Below are 17,605 nucleotides of genomic sequence, written 5' to 3'. Positions count from 1 at the left end.
GTTACTTCTAGTCCTGCTAGTGCTAGTTTTTCTCCTTCTGTGTAGATTAGTTTTGTTGGTTGTTCTTTTACTACCATACTTTCTACATGTTCTGGATCAAATACTTTTGCATTTACTGTTAAGGCATTTGTTTCTGCTGTTAAGTTACCTTTTGTTAGTGTAACTTTCTTTGCATTGTCTGCTAATGCTAATTCTGCACCATTTGCTGGGTTTGCTGTGATTCCATAAGTTGCAAAGTCTTTAAATGCTACATCTTTTGTCAAGCCTTGATTGTCTGTTAATGTTACTTCTAGTCCTGCTAGTGCTAGTTTTTCTCCTTCTGTGTAGACTAGTCTTGTTGGTTGTGTTTTTACTACCATACTTTCTACACGAGCTGGATCAATTTCTATATAGTTAACTATTAATTTGACATCCATTGTTTTATTGTTGTTAACTAAATAACTGTAAGTTACTTCATTTGTAGTGTCACTATTAACTGTAAGAGCATCATCGCCAAAGCTTGCTCCATCTGGATAAAAAACTTTATCTTTATTAAATTGTCCTGGAAAATCACTATATTTAAATTCTCTTATGCCCTTAATTACTTTTATATTGTATTGTTGATTATCAAATATTAAATTTTCTATTTTGTTATTAGATAAATCTAAACTTGTTAATTGGTTACTTTGACAAACAAGATAATAAAGGTCAGTGTTTTTACTTACATCTAAGGCTGTTAATTGGTTAACTTTACAATTAAGTGCCCCAAGATTAGTATTTTTACTTACATCTAAGGCTTTTAATTGGTTTTCACTACAATAAAGAGTCTTAAGATTAGTGTTTTTACTTACATCTAAGTCTGTTAATTGGTTATTACTACAATCAAGAGTCTTAAGATTAGTGTTTTTACTTACATCTAAGTCTGTTAATTGGTTATTACTACAATCTATAAACCTAAAATCTGGATTGTCATTTAAATTTAAGTCTGTTAATTGGTTATATTCACAATCAAGCCAAGAAAGATTAGTATTTTTACTTACATCTAAGGCTGTTAATTGGTTACCTCTACAACTAAAATCCTCAAGATTAGTGTTTTTACTTACATCTAAGGCTGTTAATTGGTTATTACCACAATCAAGAGTCTTAAGATTAGTATTTTTACTTACATCTAAGGCTGTTAATTGGTTACCGTAACATTTAAGAGTCTTAAGATTAGTGTTTTTACTTACATCTAAGGCTGTTAATTTGTTACCTTCACAATTAAGAGTCTCAAGATTAGTGTTTTTACTTACATCTAAGGCTGTTAATGTGTTATCTTTACAATCAAGAGTCTTAAGATTAGTGTTTTTACTTACATCTAAGTCTGTTAATGTGTTATCTTTACAATCAAGAGTCTTAAGATTAGTGTTTTTACTTACATCTAAGTCTGTTAATTTGTTACCTTTACAATCAAGAGTCTTAAGATTAGTGTTTTTACTTACATCTAAGGCTTTTAATTGGTTTTCACCACAATTAAGATCCTTCAGATTAGTGTTTTTACTTACATCTAAGTCTGTTAATTTGCTTTGACTACAATAAAGAACACTAAGATTAGTGTTATTACTTACATCTAAGGCTGTTAATTTGCTTTGACCACAATAAAGAACACTAAGATTAGTGTTATTACTTACATCTAAGTCTGTTAATTGGTTATTACTACAATCAAGAGTCTCAAGATTAGTGTTTTTACTTACATCTAAGGCTTTTAATTGGTTTTCACCACAATTAAGATCCTTCAGATTAGTGTTTTTACTTACATCTAAGTCTGTTAATTGGTTATAACTACAATTAAGTTCAATTAAATTTGTAAAATGCTCAATCCCTTTTAAGCTTGTAATTCTTTTACTTTTGACATTAATATGCTGTACAGCCTCGTATTCTTCTTTATCTAAGTTCCCGTCTGTATTTTTATCAAATGTTCTTACATATTCCCTAAAATAATAATCAGGGAAGTTTGTCACATCTATTGCCAAATCTCCTGGTGCTGCATAGGTTTCTATGATATTAAGTGGTAGACAAGCTATGAGCATAACTAGGGCAAGTAAAAGCCCCATTATTCTTTTACTTTTTGCTTTCATTTTTTACCTCCCATCTTATTTCTTTTTATCATTTATTTCCTCCTTAACCTTTCTTAGTTATTTCTTCCTTTTTTAATTTTCTTTTTTTGTATTTTTCTTTCTCTAAGTCCCTCCTTTTAAATTTTTCATTCTTATTTTTCTATTCTTAGATCCTCCTTTATATGTATGATAAAAGTATTTAAACCTAGTTCCATTCTACCCCCCCTCTGTCATTTTGTCAAGAGCTTATTATCGATAAGTATCTATAATTATTTACTGCTTTGATAGACTTTATCTGCTCTTGAAAAATTGCACTTGAAATTTTTAAGTGCTAGGTTTTATCAAGCTTTTTTGTCTATTATTTTTTTCCCTTTTCTTTTTACTTTTTCTTGATATTAGTTTTTACTAATGTTTGTTTTTCTTTTTATATATTATTTTTTTCTGGACAAAAAAAACCAGAGATAATTTTTTATATCTCTGGTTAAATTCAAATTTCTTCAATTTAGGCTCCTGGGCTTTGCCCTTTTATTTTCTCCCTAGTTTTTATCTTTCAATCCATTCTTTGTTTTTCTTTTTCAAAACTTTTACTACATTGTCGTTAAGGGCAGAAATTGTCACATCAAGGTCCTTATCCTTTATAAAGTCTCTTATGGTGTAGACTGCCACTTCTGCTGCTTCATCAAGGGGATAGCCATAGATGCCTGATGATAGAAGTGGAAAGACTAGGCTCTTTAAATTATTTTCCACTGCTAGGGATAGGGCAGACCTATAAGCTGCTTCTAAAGTTTCTCTTTCCCCTTGATTTCCATCAAAATAAATTGGTCCCACTGAATGAATTATGTATTTTGATTTTAAATTATAACCCTTTGTAATAACAGATTGGCCTGGTTTTATCGGTGCAAGTTTATTACATTCTTCTTCTAATTCTTTGTCATTTGCCTTTTTAAAAATTTGTCCGCAAACTCCGCCGCCTCTTTTTAATTCAGCATTTGCTGCATTCACTATTGCGTCAACTTCGTAATCTAAAATATTTTTCTTTTCAATTTGAAAGCTCATAATGCACCCCTTACTTTCTTCTTTAAAATATATACCACTTTAAAGATTTTTTAAATAGTTAAATGCAAATTTTTAACAAAAATTATATCTTTGTAAAATTTATAAAAATTATAAAAAAAGACTAACTAGAAAGTTAGCCTTAAAAATTAATTTTCATTTTTTAAATATTTATTTATTGTCATTCTCTTTAGGACAAAGACAATTGCTGCAAGAATTACTATTCCAATTGGAAGTGTAAGTCCAGGCTTTCCTATTATGCCTGATATTAAGAAGGCAAGAGCTGAGGCACTGCCTACGCTAATTGCATAGGGAAGCTGACTGGACACATGGGCTATGTGGTCACAACCTGCTCCTGCTGATGACAAAATTGTTGTATCAGAAATTGGTGAGCAGTGGTCTCCAAATACTGAGCCAGAAAAAATTGCTGCAAGAACAACTGTCAAGAAGTGCATGTGGTCTGTGTGCATTAGGATTGGCACCATTATTGGAATTAAAATCCCAAAAGTTCCCCAAGCTGTTCCTGTTGAGAAGGACAAAAAGGCTCCAACAACAAAAATTATTGCTGGTAAAAGCCACATTGGCATTGTTGAGTTAGAAATTAGTGATGCAATGTAGGATCCTGTGTTTAAAAATTCGTCACTTGTTATGCCACCAATAGTCCATGCAAGGGAAAGAATTACTATGGCAGATACCATTGTCTTCATTCCTTCTACGATTCCTTTCATAAATTCTTCAAACTTTAAGAGTTTTCTCGGAAGATAAAGAAGGGCTGAAACTACTATAGCAAAGAAGGCTCCAATGACTAGGGACAAGTTTACATTTGCATCGCCAAAGGCAGCGGCTGCTCCCACTCCATCAGAGAAAAATCCTCCAGTCTTTAGCATCATCATTACTGTGACAAAAATTAATACTACAATTGGCACTACAAGATCATAAACTCTTCCATTCTTTGAATATTCATAGCCCACTTCTTCTTTTTCAATTATTCTTGATGTGTCATTTAATTCATACTTTTCCATTACTCCCATTTCTATATCTGTTGTACAAAAATATAAAATCATAAGTAATGTTAAAATTGGATAGACATTCATTGGTATTGTGGATAAAAATACGCTCATTGGGTTTTTTACACCAGTATCTCCTATTACTGCAACTACAGAAGCTGCCCAAGATGAAACTGGTGCAAGAATACAAACAGGCGCTGCAGTGGAGTCAATTATGTGGGCAAGTTTTGCCCTTGATACTTTGTTTTCGTCAATAATTGGTTTCATAACTGCACCAACTGTTAGGCAGTTAAAGTAGTCGTCTATAAAAATTAACATTCCAAGAAAAGCTGTGGCAAGCTTCGCCATTTTTTTGCTCTTGATCTTTTTGCTTGCCCACTTCCCATAGGCAAAAGATCCCCCTGCCATGTTCATTACCATTACAAGAGAGCCAAGCATAGTCAAAAAGACTAGCATTAGGGCATTATCGCCTAGCTTAGTTCCCATTAAATCAAAAACTGTTTCCAAGGCGGCAATAATATTTCCGCCAGTGTAGATAAGTCCTCCAGATAAAATTCCAATTAATAGTGAAGTTATTACTTCTTTAGTTATAAGTGCCAAGGCAATGGCAACTATTGGAGGAACTATCGATAAAATTCCAAATTCCATTTCTTCTCCTTTGTTTTTATTTCTCCTTATCTTTCATATTATGTCTATATTTTTCCATAACTTCAGAAAAAATTCCGGAGCTTGACTGTGGTGTGTAGGTGATGGCATTTGCACCTGCCTCTATAGTCGCAAGAATATGCTCATCAGTGTGACCACCTGTTGCTATAATTGGAAACTCTTCTCCAACTATCTTTCTTGTATATTTTACTAGTTCTGCAGTATTTTTGCCACCAGCAATATTAAGTATCCTTGCACCTGCCTTCACCTTGCCCTTGATGTCATCCTCTTTTGTAATTACAGTAGCTATGACGGCAATATCTAGGGCCTTTGAAATAATTTTTATATTAGCATTAGACATAGGGGCATTTACAACAACTCCTGCCGCTCCCATAAGCTCTGCTTGCAGTCCAATATTAACAGCCCTTAGTCCAGATGTTGTTCCCCCACCGATGCCAACAAAGACAGGAACAGATGCAACTTCCATTATAGCAGAAACAATTTTAAGTTGGGGAGTAAAAGGATAAACTGACATAATTGCCTGTGCATTGTTGTTGACAATAATGGGAATATCGTTGGTAAACATAAGAGATTTTATTCTCTTGCCCATAAAGTTTATTCCACTTGCCCTATAAGTCACTTCAGGTACAGACACTTGTCTTCTTCTAAGTTCCGTATCTATACTTGGGACAAATTTCTTTTTCTTTTCTATATTTTCAAAATTATTTTCAAAATTTTCCATAAATCCCCCATAATTTTTTATCTTAATTTTATATTTATATTCATTTAATAGGATATTTATAATAATGTCAATTCTATTTTTTACTTTTATAAAAATAATTAATCTGTGTTATACTTTCTTTAGAATTATTATAGAGAGAAGGAGAAAAATGCTTCCTAATTTAAAAAGATTTGGATTTGAATTTGAAGAGTGCGAAAATAGAGTTTCTTATTCAATTTATCACGAAAATAAACCCATCAAACTAACAGAAGAGATGACAAAAACTTTGGAATACCTCCTTTGGTATGTTCCAAATATAAACTCCATCCAGTCACCACAAAATGAACTAACATTTTCTATTAATTTTGAAAATTTTGTTTTTGGCATACTAAAATCCTATATGAATTTAGAAAATAAGGATGTTGCCTTCTTAGATTATATTGATAGTGACATTGTAAAATTTTATGAAAAGAAAATTTGTCCCCACTCACAAAAGATAATTCTCACCAAAGGCGACAATGAATCAAAAACTGACTGCCTCCTTCGCCACATAAGAAATTCCCTTGCTCATGGACACTTTACAATAGTCCAGGGCATGTTAATTGGCTTCGACTATAAAACTGCAGCAGAAGGCAGAGAAGTTTGCACAGGGATTTTTAAAATTTTCCCACAAAATCTCTTGCGAGGACTTTCAAGTCTCGATAAAGAAATAACAGCAGAAAAACTTGCACAAATTTCCCTTGAAAGGACGGGCTACAGCGTTGAAAGATTTAAAAATTCAAGAGATGATTCATCCTTTGACTTCTATGTTAAAAAGGGCAAAAAGAGATATGCCCTTGAAATCAAAAAATACAATAATATTGAAGTTTTACCAGAATCTGAAGTAAAATCTTTGGTTAATAAATTTTCTGCTTTGTACCAAGGCATAACTCCAGTATTATTCATTAACACTTCTTTCTTAAAAAAGGAAACTAAGGAAAAATTAAAAAGAGAAAATGTAATAATTTTAGACATAAAAAATATTTTAAAAATGTTAGACAATAGAGATATTTTAGCTGAAATTGACCATTAAAATAGGATGCAGTTTTTGCATCCTTAATTTTTTATTAAATAAATTGTAAGAGCCATGCCAATGAGGTTGGCAAGGTAAAATTTCTTCTCCCGAGTCTTGTGATGGAAAATTTCCATTCCAAGAAAGCCTCCCATGCCTGCAAAGATTGAAAGTGTCAAAAGAGTTTTCTCGCTTATTCTCCACTTATTGTGCCTGGCCTTGTACTTGTCTATGCCGTACAAAATAAAGTTTATGAGGTTTAAAATTATTATATATTTATTTTCCATGTGATCATCCTTTTATAAAATATCTGAGAATAATATATCATAAAAGAAGTCCTTAAAAAATTAATTATTTCATCATCTCATAGTGGACAGCACCAGTTTCAAATTTTTCATTTTTTAATTTTTCATTCACTTCATTAAATGCTTCTTCACTTTTTCTCAAGTCTTCAATCTTTTTGTCATACTTAATAGTCAAAATTTCATTTGCAAAATTTTTATCAAGACCAGAAAAGTCAAGGTCTTCTCCTTTGTAATTCACTTCATCAACATCAGTTAAAACTAAGAGATTAATTCCATTTATAAAAAGTTCTTTTGTATTCTCATCTCTATTAGAATTTGGAGTCTTTTCCAGATTGATTTCAACGCTCTTGTCTTTAAGCTCAAAATCGCCCAATTTATTTTCCTTCCACTCAAGTTTATTTATTATTTTCTCCACTCCCTTTTCATCTGAAGTGTCTGTCTTCATAGAGTAGAGAGATTTATTGCCACAAGCTGATAAAAATAAAAATGTAATTAGAAAAACAATAGATATTTTAAATAATTTTTTCATAAAAAACGCTCCTCATTTATTACTTTATCTAATTATATAGCAAAATAGTTTTTAATACACAAAAAATCTGCCAAGTTTTCATGTGTACACATTATTTCCCTGACAGATTTTTAAAATTTGTATTAAAAGTTTTTAGAATACTGATACATAAGAATCTTTCTTATCTAAGATAAGCATGTGACCAGGTGCATGAGTGATCATAATTTCTGGCTTAGATGCCATAGCAACAGCTTGAGGTGTTACGCCACAAGCCCAAAATACTGGCACTTCTCCTTCTTTTATTTCACTTCTTTCGCCAAAGTCAGGCTTATTAACATCCTTGATTCCTATAACAGCTGGGTCTCCAATGTGAATTGGTGCGCCGTGAGTTGCTGGGAATCTTGCTGTAACTGTTGTTGCTCTTACAATGTCCTTGTAAGGGATTGGTCTCATTGATACCACTGTGTTGCCGTGGAAGATTCCTGCTGGCTCTGTAGCAATATTTGTTATATACATTGGCACATTGTGTTCATCTTCAATATGTCTTACAGGCACATCTGCTTCAAGCATTGCCTTTTCAAAGGAGAAGGAACAACCAATTACAAAGGTAACGAAATCATCTTGCCATACATCTTTTAAGTCCTTAACTTCTTCAACAAATTCGCCATTTTTATAAATTCTATATCTTGGCACATCAGTCCTAATGTCGGCACCATCAGCCATAATTTTTGTAAGAGGACTTCCCTCGTCTAATACTTCAAGTATTGGACATGGCTTTGGATTTCTTTGTGCAAAAAGTAGAAAGTCATAGGCATATTTTTTTGGAAGGATAGCAAGGTTAGCTTGCAAATATCCTTCACTCATACCTGAAGTTGGAAGATCAACTTCGCCCTTTCTTATGAGTTCTCTAACATCTCTTGGATGCATTTTTGCAAGTTCGCTTAATTTCATATTATGGACTCCTTCTTTATATCATCAAACATATTTTTATAATCTACAGTTAACTTTTGAGCTTCTTCAATGGTAACCTTTTGGAAAAGAACCTTGTCCAAGAAAGTCATTTGCGCAAGCTTGTGAAGGTCTGGCGTAATTACATTGCCAATTTTTGTATAGCCTCCAGTAGTTTGTCTGTCAGCTAAAAGAATAATTGGTTGACCATTTGCTGGCACTTGAATTGAGCCAAAGTTAGTTCCATCAGAAATAATGTCTGCTGTTTCCTTGTGTTCAATTTCTGTTCCCTTTAGTCTAACTCCCATTCTGTCAAAGTCTTTAGTAACTTGGTAGCCACCTGATCTAAATAAGTCGTGAATTCCCTTTTCTGTGAAATAATCATCTTGAGGTCCAAGGACAACTCTCAAAATATTGCAGTGTGAAAACTTTGGAAGATACTTTTCAGGAATCTTTCTCATGGTTTTTTCCTTTGACTTCTTAATATTTAATGTGTCCTTAGCTTTTAAGGCTCTACCATCAATTCCACCCATTTTAGTCTTGATGTGAGTTGACTTTGAACCGTTTACTACTGGCACATCAATGGAGCCGCCAAAGGCTATATAGCCCCTTATGCCCTCTTTAACTGCTGCAAATTGAAGAGTGTCTCCTGCTTTAACCTTTATAGTTTCATACATTGGAGCAGGTTCTCCATTAATCTTTGGACTCATATCGGAACCTGTTATTGCAATTGTTAGGTCTTCCTTAAATTTTAAAGTTGGTCCAAAGTAAGTCATTTCAAGTACAGCTTCGTCAAGTTTATTTCCTACTAAAATATTTGCAAGTTTAAAGTTGTAATCATCCATGGCACCTGATGTAGGAATACCTAATTCTTGATAGCCATATCTGCCAGAATCTTGAATTGTTGTAAGAATTCCACCATTTATTACATCGATACTACTCATGAAGATCACCTCTCTTAACTTTCTTTATGGAAACTTTGTAAGTGTCATTTTCCACTTCTTTTGCTATCCTGTCGTACTCAGCCTTATCAATGGATACATACCTGATATAGTCACCTGCTTGGATAAATACTGGTGGCTCCTTAGTGTCATCGTAAAGTTTAAGTGGAGTTCTACCAATTAGTTGCCATCCTCCAGGTGATTCTAGTGGATACATTCCAGTTTGATTTGCTGCAATGCCAACAGAACCTGGCTCGATTTTTAGCCTTGGGCTCTTTAGTCTTGGAGTAGCTATCCTTGGATCAAGTCCTCCAAGATAAGTGAATCCTGGCATAAAGCCCATCATGTAAACTAAATAATCTGTGCCAGAGTGAATTTTTATTACTTCATCAACGCTTAGATTTGCATTTTCAGCAACAAATTCGATGTCAGGACCATATTCTTTTCCATAAAGAGTTGGAATTTCAATAAGTCTAACTTCGTCACTTTGGTTAGCCTTGTCAGACTTGCTAAGTCCCTTTAGAGTTTCAACCATTTCGCCATAAGAAATTTTTACAGGATCGTAATTAATTAAAATAGACCTGTAAGTTGGCAAAATGTCTAAAATGCCGTCAATATTTTTCTTTTTTAAATTTTCAACAACTGCGGCAATCTTTGCGTTGATTTCCTTTTCGATTGTATTGCCAAATTCCATGACAATAGCAGAATCGCCAGCTGTTAGAAATTTTATTTTATCATACATTTTTTTCACCTAAATTATCCCAATAGTTTTCCAACGTTTCCTATTACAGTTTTTACTCCCATGAAAGCAGTAACTGCTACTACTATCCAACCTAAGATGTAAAGAAGATTAGGGTGAACATAATCTCCAACGATTTTCTTATTCTTAGATGCAAGTAGGATTACTGCAAGAGTTATAGGAAGAATGAAACCATTTAATGTTCCAACTACTATTAATAGAGTTTGAGGTTGTCCAATAAAGATAAACATAATTGTAGACACTACTATAAAGGCAATTGTAACCATATTTTCGTGGTCAGCAACGAATTTAAATAATGTCTTTAGGAAAGATACTGAAGTGTAAGCTGCACCTACAACTGAAGTGAAGGCTGCTGCTGCAAATACAATACCAAAAATCTTATATCCAATTACTCCAGAAGCTGCTAGGAATGAAGATGCTGCAATGTTGTCAGGGTCAATTTGTGCATTTGTCATCTTTGTAACGCCTAGGATTGCTAGGAATAGTAAAATTCTTACGATTAGTGCTACACCAATACCTAGTGATGCTGATTTTGTTACTTGAGAAAGATTTTCTTCACCAGTGATTCCTGCATCAATAAGTCTGTGTCCACCTGAGAATATAATGTAACCACCAACAGTTCCACCAATTAGTGTAAGTGTTGGAGCAACTATACTGTTAAATCCACCTGCAGGAGCTACAGCACATTTTACAGCTTCGCCAACTGGTGGTTGTGTCTTAATTGCTACAAAGGCAATTAGGATGATCATCATGGCACCAAGAACTTGTGTAACTCTATCCATGATTGAAGATGCAGATTTAGATGAGAAAAGGATAATACCAATTACTCCACCAATAGCTGCACCAATTTTTACATCAACGCCAAAAATTACATTAAGTCCAAGTCCAGCACCGCCGACATTACCAATGTTAAATGCCAAGCCGCCAAGAGCAACTAAAAAGGCAATTACATATCCAAGGCCAGGTAGTACATTGTTGGCAATGTCTTGACCTCTCATTTTAGAAATGGCAATAACTCTCCACACATTAAGTTGTGCTATGTATGAAAAGATTATTGAAATTAAAATTACTGCTGCAAAGTCTGCGCCAATTTTTGTAGTAAATGTAGCAGTTTGTGTCATAAATCCAGGTCCAATGGCAGATGTTGCCATTAGAAAGGCTGCTCCTAAAAGAACAGACAAATTACTTTTATTCTTTTCCATATTTTTCTCCTTATTTTAAGAAACTAGATAAAGGTTTAATTTCAATACCTTCTACCTTTAGTCCTTCTCTAATATTTTTTACAAATTCAAGAGCTTCAGGGTTATCGCCGTGAACGCAAATTGAGTCTGCAACAATGTCGATTTCCTTGCCATCTGCAGTTGTAACCTTGTTTTCTTTAATCATCTTTACAACTCTTGGGATAGCATCTTTAGGATCCTTAACGAAGGCACCTGGAAGTGATCTATTTACCAAAGTTCCATCTTCGTTATATCCTCTGTCAGCAAAAACTTCTTGAGCAACTCTTAGTCCTCTTCTCTTGCCTTCTTTGGCAATGTAAGAACCACTAAGTACCATTAAGATTAAGTCTCTATCGTACTCTTCAACTGCATCTAAAACTGCATTAGCAAGTTTTTCGTCGTTACAAGCAGTGTTGTAAAATGCTCCGTGAAGTTTCATATGTTGTAATTTCTTTCCGTGAGCCTTTGCAAAAGCAGCAAGTGCTCCAACTTGATAAAGCATGTAAGCTCTAGCTTCTTCTGGTTTGATATCCATTTTTCTTCTGCCAAATCCCATTAGGTCTGGATAGCCTGGGTGAGCACCAATTTCTACGCCATTATCTGCTGCTGCCTTACAAGTTGCATCCATAATTAGTGGATCGCCAGCGTGATAACCGCAAGCGCAGTTGATGCTCGTTACATACTTAACGATTTCAGCATCCATGCCCATTTTATAGGCGCCAAAGGATTCACCAATGTCGCTGTTTAAATCTACAAAATATTGCATAATTTTCCCCCTTTTTCTAAATAAACAATTGCAATAACTTAACATTATTATAATAAAAATTCCTATAATATGCAAACATTGTCAAAGGGATTTTGAAAAGATTATGATAATATTTTTATTTAAAAAAACGAGGCCAATGCCTCGTTTCAAATAAGTTTGTCAAGTTTTTCGATAATGTATTTTTTGTATTCAATAAATTTTTTGTCTTCGAAAAAATTTTCTTGAAAGTCTTCTTTTATTTCGATTTCATCAATTATAGTTCCAGGGTTTTTCCCCATGATGTATATTCTATCTGAAATCTTAACTGCCTCTTCAATGTCGTGAGTTATGAAAATCGTAGAAATTTTCATCTCATTAATAATATTTTTATACCACTTGTGAATGGAAGCTTTAGTTATGGCATCAAGGGCAGAAAAGGGCTCGTCAAGTAATGCAACTTCATTGGAAAAGACATAGGTCCTAAGAAGGGCTGCCCTTTGCGCCATGCCACCAGAAAGCTGTGAAGGATACTTATCCTCTGTCCCTTCAAGACCAAAGTCTTTAAAGTAGCCACGAACTTTTTCTCGCGCAATTTTTTTCTTGTCGCCACGAAGAACTAGGGGAAGAGAAACATTGTCTATGATTGTCATGTAGGGAAGGAGGAGGTCCTTTTGAAGCATATAGGAAATTTTACCTGCCTCGCCAGTTACATCTTCTCCCTTTAGAAAAACTCTACCCCTATCTGGTTTTAAAAGACCAGCTATTATGTTAAATAGCGTAGTCTTTCCAGAGCCAGATACTCCAACAAGGGAGACTAACTCTCCCTTATTTAATTTAATGTTTATGTCCTTTAAGACAAGCTTGTCGCCAAAGGACTTGTCAACAACCTCTACTCTTAAAATTTCTAATTTTTCACTCATTTTAATTTTTCAGGATTTACAAAATCATTAGTGAAACCAAAATCCTTAGGAATTTCCTTGTCGATTAATTTATTTTCCCATAGCCAAGCGTAGAAATTATTCCATCTATCTGCATTTATTTCACCAAAATAATTTGCATCGTCTTTGTACTTGTCAGCTATATATTCCATTGCCTTTACTGTGTAATCTTTGTCAAGTTCTGGATTTAATTTAACTAAAATTTCTGCAGCTTCCTTTGGATTTTTTGCTGCATACTCATAGCCCTTAGAGAAGGCGCGCATAAATCTTTTTGCCACATCTTCCTTATTCTTTAAGAAGTCATTGTTGGCAATTAAAATTGGTGTGTAGTAATCGAAAATTGGGTTGATGTCTTTAAAGGCAAAATAATTTATTGGCAGGTTTTCCATTTCAGCTCTAACGCCATCAACTGGATAGAAGATCCAAACTGAGTCAATGTCCTTTCCTTGGATTGCTGCAATATTATTTGTAACATCGCCAGGAACTAAGTTGACCTTAGAAAAATCTCCGCCGTCATCTTCTACAACTTGCTTTAAAATTGCTTGTTCAATTGGAAGTCCCCAAGTTGAGTGCTTGTGTCCTTCCATGTCCTTTGGTCTTTCAATATTTTTGTCCTTTGCAGAAAAAATACCTGAAGTGTTGTGGTTTATTATTGCAGCAACAGCTGTTACTGGAAGTGGTTCATCACTTGCAAAGGCTGGTGCAATTGTGTCTTGGAAGGATACTCCAAAGTCAGCCTTGCCTGATGCTACAAGTGCTTCAGCTCCATTTGCTGGTGGTTGGTTTACTTCAACTTCAATGCCTTCATCGGCAAAAAATCCCTTGTCCATTGCCACATAAAGTCCTGCGTGGTTTACATTTGGGTCCCAGTCTAGTAAAAAGCTAACTTTTTCTGTTGGGACATCCTTCTTTTCTTCAACTTTTTTATTTTCAGCCTTGCCACAAGCTGTAAGCATAAGGCCTGCTAATAATAAAACTGATAATTTTTTTAAATTTTTCATTTTTCCTCCGTCCACGGCATCATCTTTTTTTGTAAGAAGCCAACTAACTTCATCAAAATAAGAGAAATTGCCGAAATTAAAAATATAACTGCAAACATCTTGTCAAAGGAGTAATTTTTTTGAACTCTAATCATATATACTCCCAGTCCCTTATAACCACCGAGCCACTCGGCTATTACTGCACCTACAACAGAATAGGAAACTGCAATTTTAAAGGCTGAGAAAAAATTCCCCAGGCTCTCAGGCAGTTTAATGTATCTATAAATTTCTGCCTTGCCAGCACCCATGGCCTTTAATAATTTTACCTTGTCTTGGTCCACCTCTTTAAAGGCCTCAAGAAGCGACACTGCAACTGGAAAAAATGTTACGATTACTATAAGGGCAATCTTTGGGGCAATGCCATAGCCCATCCATAGAACCAGTAGGGGCGCAATGGCAACTGTTGGCACAGTCTGTGTCAAAACTAAAATTGGATAAAGTGCAGAGTAAATAATATCTGACAAATCCATTAGTAGGGCGGCAATAAAGCCAAGGCTGACGCCAACAAATAGACCTAAAAAAGCCTCTGTAAGTGTTGTGCCAAGGTGTGACGAAATTGTAGAAAAATCTGTCACAAAGGCCTTTATAACATCAAAGGGCTTGGGCAATAAATAGGGCCCCACAATTCCCCTTGTGGTTACAAAATGCCAAATAGCTACAATGATTATTATCAAAGAAGCTGCTGAGATATTATCCTTGATACTTGCCGGTTTTTTCATCTATAGTCAAAATCCCCTTTTCAGAATAAAAAGTCTTGGAATAACAAGCAACTTGTTCTGAAATTTCTCCTGCCATCTTGACGCAGTTTTTTAGAATTTCAAAGGCTTTGTCAAAGTCATCTAATTCTATAACTGTTTCAAAGGGCGTAACAACATAATTTACTTTTTCGCTTTTAATATATTCAATTACCTTGTCTACAACTTCAACAACAGATTCTGTTGTGCCTTCTTTAGTTGTAGGAAGGATTTGTATAGCTACTGAAATCTTCATAATAACCTCCTCCAATAAATTTACAAAATAAATTTTTGCATAAAAAAAGTCTCCAAAGGGAGACAAACTTTTCCCACGACAGCATTACCTGTCCTGGTCCAAAGGGTTTAAGGATGACCTAATCTCAGCAAAAGCTCCCCTGATACTTTTATTATAGTCATTAGAATTTTTTATTACAAGGGCAAGTAAAAGAAAAAAGTAGACTCTCGCCTACTTTTTATGCTTATCTTTATTCAATTACTCTTAAAATTTCATGGATTGGCTTCTTGTCCTTTTCTTCTGGTTCTTCTTCTATTTTTCCAAAAGGCATCTCTGCTATAAGTTCCCAGGAGTCAGGAATTTCATAAAGTTCCTTTACCCAAGAATCAATTACAGGATTGTAGTGTTGATTGCTTGCGCCGATCTCCTCATCTCTTAAAGCCTGCCAAATATTTAGCTGGACCATGGCAGCTGAATGATGACCCCAAGTTTCAAAATATTCTTTGTAAGAAGGTATATTTTTTTCCTGAGCCTTAATTTCATCTTTGTCAATAAAAATTAGGGCAGTTCCCTTGGCATGATAAAAGCCATGGAATTTTTCTTCCTTAATTTTATTATCAAAAGTTTCATTTACCCTCTTCCAAAAGTCCTTGGACTTGTCGTCAAAAAGCAAGAGGACCCTAGTAGTTTGTGAATTCATGTGTGAAGGAGTGATGTTTAGGACATCTTCGATTAAATATTTTATCTCTTCATTGGATAGATCCACATCTTCTGACAAATTGTAGTAAGACCTTCTCTTTTTAATAATTTCTATATATTCTTGCATAATACACCTCGCTAAATTCAATACCTATAAGGATGATACCCGAAAACAGCTAAATTATTCTAACCTGCCGCCCTTGGTGTAGAGGTTGTAATAGTATCCCCTCTTTGCCATAAGCTCTTGGTGACTTCCTCTTTCCACAATGCCCTCTCTTGTCATGACAAGGATTAAATCTGCATTTTGTACTGTTGTAAGCCTATGGGCTATGGTAATAGTGGTCCTTCCCTTTGAAAGCTTTTCTATGGAATCTTGAACTACAATTTCACTTTTGTTGTCAAGGGCAGAGGTTGCTTCGTCTAAAATTAAAATCGGCGGATTTTTTAGGAAAACTCGGGCAATGGAAATTCTCTGCTTTTGTCCTCCAGATAGTTTTACACCTCGCTCGCCAACGTAGGTGTCAAAGCCATTAGGTAAATTTTTTATAAACTCGTAAGCACCGGCAAGCTTTGCAGCCTCAATAATTTCTCTATCACTGGCAGTACTTTTGCCGTAGCCAATATTGTCCTTTACTGTGCCAGAAAATAAATAGACATCCTGTTGCACTATGCCGATGTTTTCTCTCAAGGACTTTATTTTAATGTCACGCACATCAATGCCATCAACTGTGACAGACCCAGCATCCACATCGTAAAACCTTGGTATGAGATTGCAAAGGGTGGTCTTGCCTGCACCACTTGGACCAACTATGGCAAGCTTCTCGCCTGGCGTGATGTCCACAGAAAAATTATTTAAGACCTTGCCCTCGCCCTTGCCATAGGAAAAATCTACATTCTCAAAGGAAATCTCTCCCCTGACATTTTTTATCTCAAGGGCATCTTCCTTGTCCTTGATGTCAGGCTCAATAGCCATAATTTCCGCAAATCTTTCAATTCCCGTCATCCCCTTTTGGAACTGCTCAGTAAATTCAATAATTCGTCTAACAGTAGCAAGAAGGGACTGGATAAACATTACATAGACAATTAAGTCCTCGGGACCAATTTCTCCCTTCATGAGGAAGTAGCCTCCACTTGTAATTAAAATCAAATACATGAGTCCGTCGAAGATCCTGTTAATTGTGTTAAAGCCAGCCATAGACCTGTAGTATCTCTTTTTAATTCCCAAAAACTTGTTGTTCTCCTCAGTGAACTTTTCCCTTTCCACATCTTCATTGGCAAAGGACTTTACAACCTTTATGCCAAGAAGGGAGTCTTCAATGGAAGAATTTAGGTGACCAATGTGGACCCTTTGATCCTTTTGTGCCCTTCTCATTTTATTTCTGTAGTGACCAGAAAAATAAATCATCAGTGGAATCATAAGATAAATAAGAAGTGTCATCTTTACATTTATCTTAAGAAGAATTATTAGTGAAATGAGGATTTTTATGGCGCCGATAAAATATTCTTCGGGACAATGGTGGGCAAACTCCGTTATGTCAAAGAGGTCATTTGTAATCCTTGACATGATGACGCCAACCTTGGTTTCGTTGTAAAAGGTATCAGATAGACTTTGTAGGTGGGCGTATAGGTCTCTTCTCATGTCCGTCTCAATCTTCGCACCCATTATATGACCAATGCTAGTCATAAAATATTGGGCGATTACTTCTATTGTCTTAATTAGAATATAAATCAGTGAAAGCTTTATAACAAAGTCAAAGGTAATTGAAGCTAAATCATTCATTCCTCTATTAGTTAGAGCACGAAGAAGCAGTGGCAAAATCATCTCACTTGCTGTAGTGAGCCCTGCGCAAAATAAGTCTAAGAAAAGAGTAAATCTATATTTATAAAAATAGGGCAAAACTTTTTTTATCAAATGTTTATTTTTCATTTATCCTCCTAATTTAATGGCAAATAATATTTTATATAAGAACAATGATAACA

At 34.8% G+C, this 17,605-nt stretch carries 18 protein-coding genes; 1 reads left to right on the top strand and 17 read right to left on the bottom strand.

The window, feature by feature from the left end:
- The 4 genes from WMO19_RS06825 to WMO19_RS06810 form a co-directional block, all read right to left on the bottom strand.
- On the bottom strand, positions 1-2,096 hold a 2,096-nt coding region (locus WMO19_RS06825; RefSeq protein WP_349170953.1), incomplete at its 3' end, for a leucine-rich repeat domain-containing protein.
- A gap of 522 nt (positions 2,097-2,618) precedes the next feature.
- A complete protein-coding gene (locus WMO19_RS06820; RefSeq protein ID WP_349170952.1) occupies positions 2,619-3,131 on the bottom strand; it encodes a macro domain-containing protein in 513 nt (170 codons plus the stop codon).
- A gap of 146 nt (positions 3,132-3,277) precedes the next feature.
- Positions 3,278-4,783: a Na+/H+ antiporter NhaC family protein gene (locus WMO19_RS06815; RefSeq protein WP_349170950.1), complete on the bottom strand. Its 1,506-nt coding sequence runs from the start codon at positions 4,781-4,783 to the stop codon at positions 3,278-3,280.
- A gap of 16 nt (positions 4,784-4,799) precedes the next feature.
- Positions 4,800-5,522 (bottom strand): hydrolase, encoded by a 723-nt coding sequence (locus tag WMO19_RS06810; protein WP_349170948.1) that lies wholly within the window; start codon positions 5,520-5,522, stop codon positions 4,800-4,802.
- 148 nt (positions 5,523-5,670) lie between these two features.
- Between WMO19_RS06810 and WMO19_RS06805 the strand changes: the two genes are divergently transcribed.
- Entirely contained in the window at positions 5,671-6,573 is a 903-nt protein-coding gene (locus tag WMO19_RS06805; protein ID WP_349170946.1) for a restriction endonuclease, read from the top strand.
- A gap of 23 nt (positions 6,574-6,596) precedes the next feature.
- Here WMO19_RS06805 and WMO19_RS06800 read toward each other — a convergent pair whose 3' ends face one another.
- The 13 genes from WMO19_RS06800 to WMO19_RS06740 all read right to left on the bottom strand — a co-directional run bounded on the left by WMO19_RS06800 (position 6,597) and on the right by WMO19_RS06740 (position 17,552).
- Positions 6,597-6,839 carry a DUF1294 domain-containing protein gene (locus tag WMO19_RS06800; protein ID WP_349170944.1) on the bottom strand — a complete coding sequence of 81 codons (243 nt, stop codon included), beginning with the start codon at positions 6,837-6,839 and terminating at the stop codon, positions 6,597-6,599.
- A 64-nt stretch (positions 6,840-6,903) separates the two neighbouring features.
- Positions 6,904-7,386 carry a hypothetical protein gene (locus WMO19_RS06795; protein ID WP_349170943.1) on the bottom strand — a complete coding sequence of 161 codons (483 nt, stop codon included), beginning with the start codon at positions 7,384-7,386 and terminating at the stop codon, positions 6,904-6,906.
- A gap of 132 nt (positions 7,387-7,518) precedes the next feature.
- Complete coding sequence (locus WMO19_RS06790) at positions 7,519-8,316, bottom strand: putative hydro-lyase (RefSeq protein WP_349170941.1); 798 nt, start codon at positions 8,314-8,316, stop codon at positions 7,519-7,521.
- Positions 8,313-9,257 (bottom strand): biotin-dependent carboxyltransferase family protein, encoded by a 945-nt coding sequence (locus WMO19_RS06785; RefSeq protein ID WP_349170940.1) that lies wholly within the window; start codon positions 9,255-9,257, stop codon positions 8,313-8,315. The genes WMO19_RS06790 and WMO19_RS06785 overlap by 4 nt, the downstream gene beginning before the upstream one ends.
- Positions 9,250-9,996 (bottom strand): 5-oxoprolinase subunit PxpB, encoded by a 747-nt coding sequence (pxpB, locus tag WMO19_RS06780; RefSeq protein WP_019125890.1) that lies wholly within the window; start codon positions 9,994-9,996, stop codon positions 9,250-9,252. The genes WMO19_RS06785 and pxpB overlap by 8 nt, the downstream gene beginning before the upstream one ends.
- A gap of 14 nt (positions 9,997-10,010) precedes the next feature.
- On the bottom strand, positions 10,011-11,216 hold the full coding sequence (locus tag WMO19_RS06775; protein ID WP_349170938.1) for an NRAMP family divalent metal transporter: 1,206 nt from the start codon (positions 11,214-11,216) through the stop codon (positions 10,011-10,013).
- Between the two features lie 10 nt (positions 11,217-11,226).
- Entirely contained in the window at positions 11,227-12,000 is a 774-nt protein-coding gene (locus WMO19_RS06770) for a LamB/YcsF family protein (RefSeq protein WP_349170936.1), read from the bottom strand.
- A 146-nt stretch (positions 12,001-12,146) separates the two neighbouring features.
- Positions 12,147-12,899: an ABC transporter ATP-binding protein gene (locus WMO19_RS06765; protein WP_349170934.1), complete on the bottom strand. Its 753-nt coding sequence runs from the start codon at positions 12,897-12,899 to the stop codon at positions 12,147-12,149.
- Positions 12,896-13,918 carry an ABC transporter substrate-binding protein gene (locus tag WMO19_RS06760; protein ID WP_349170932.1) on the bottom strand — a complete coding sequence of 341 codons (1,023 nt, stop codon included), beginning with the start codon at positions 13,916-13,918 and terminating at the stop codon, positions 12,896-12,898. The genes WMO19_RS06765 and WMO19_RS06760 overlap by 4 nt, the downstream gene beginning before the upstream one ends.
- Entirely contained in the window at positions 13,915-14,676 is a 762-nt protein-coding gene (locus tag WMO19_RS06755) for an ABC transporter permease (protein WP_349170930.1), read from the bottom strand. The genes WMO19_RS06760 and WMO19_RS06755 overlap by 4 nt, the downstream gene beginning before the upstream one ends.
- Positions 14,648-14,947: a thiamine-binding protein gene (locus tag WMO19_RS06750; RefSeq protein ID WP_036732177.1), complete on the bottom strand. Its 300-nt coding sequence runs from the start codon at positions 14,945-14,947 to the stop codon at positions 14,648-14,650. The genes WMO19_RS06755 and WMO19_RS06750 overlap by 29 nt, the downstream gene beginning before the upstream one ends.
- 229 nt (positions 14,948-15,176) lie before the next feature.
- Entirely contained in the window at positions 15,177-15,752 is a 576-nt protein-coding gene (locus tag WMO19_RS06745) for a nitroreductase family protein (protein ID WP_349170928.1), read from the bottom strand.
- Between the two features lie 54 nt (positions 15,753-15,806).
- Entirely contained in the window at positions 15,807-17,552 is a 1,746-nt protein-coding gene (locus tag WMO19_RS06740) for an ABC transporter ATP-binding protein (protein WP_349170926.1), read from the bottom strand.
- Positions 17,553-17,605: the final 53 nt, after the last annotated feature.

Source organism: Peptoniphilus hominis (ex Hitch et al. 2025), from assembly GCF_040096015.1.
In the GTDB taxonomy this organism is placed as follows: domain Bacteria; phylum Bacillota; class Clostridia; order Tissierellales; family Peptoniphilaceae; genus Peptoniphilus_A; species Peptoniphilus_A hominis.
This window is presented reverse-complemented; position numbering and strand designations above follow the sequence as displayed.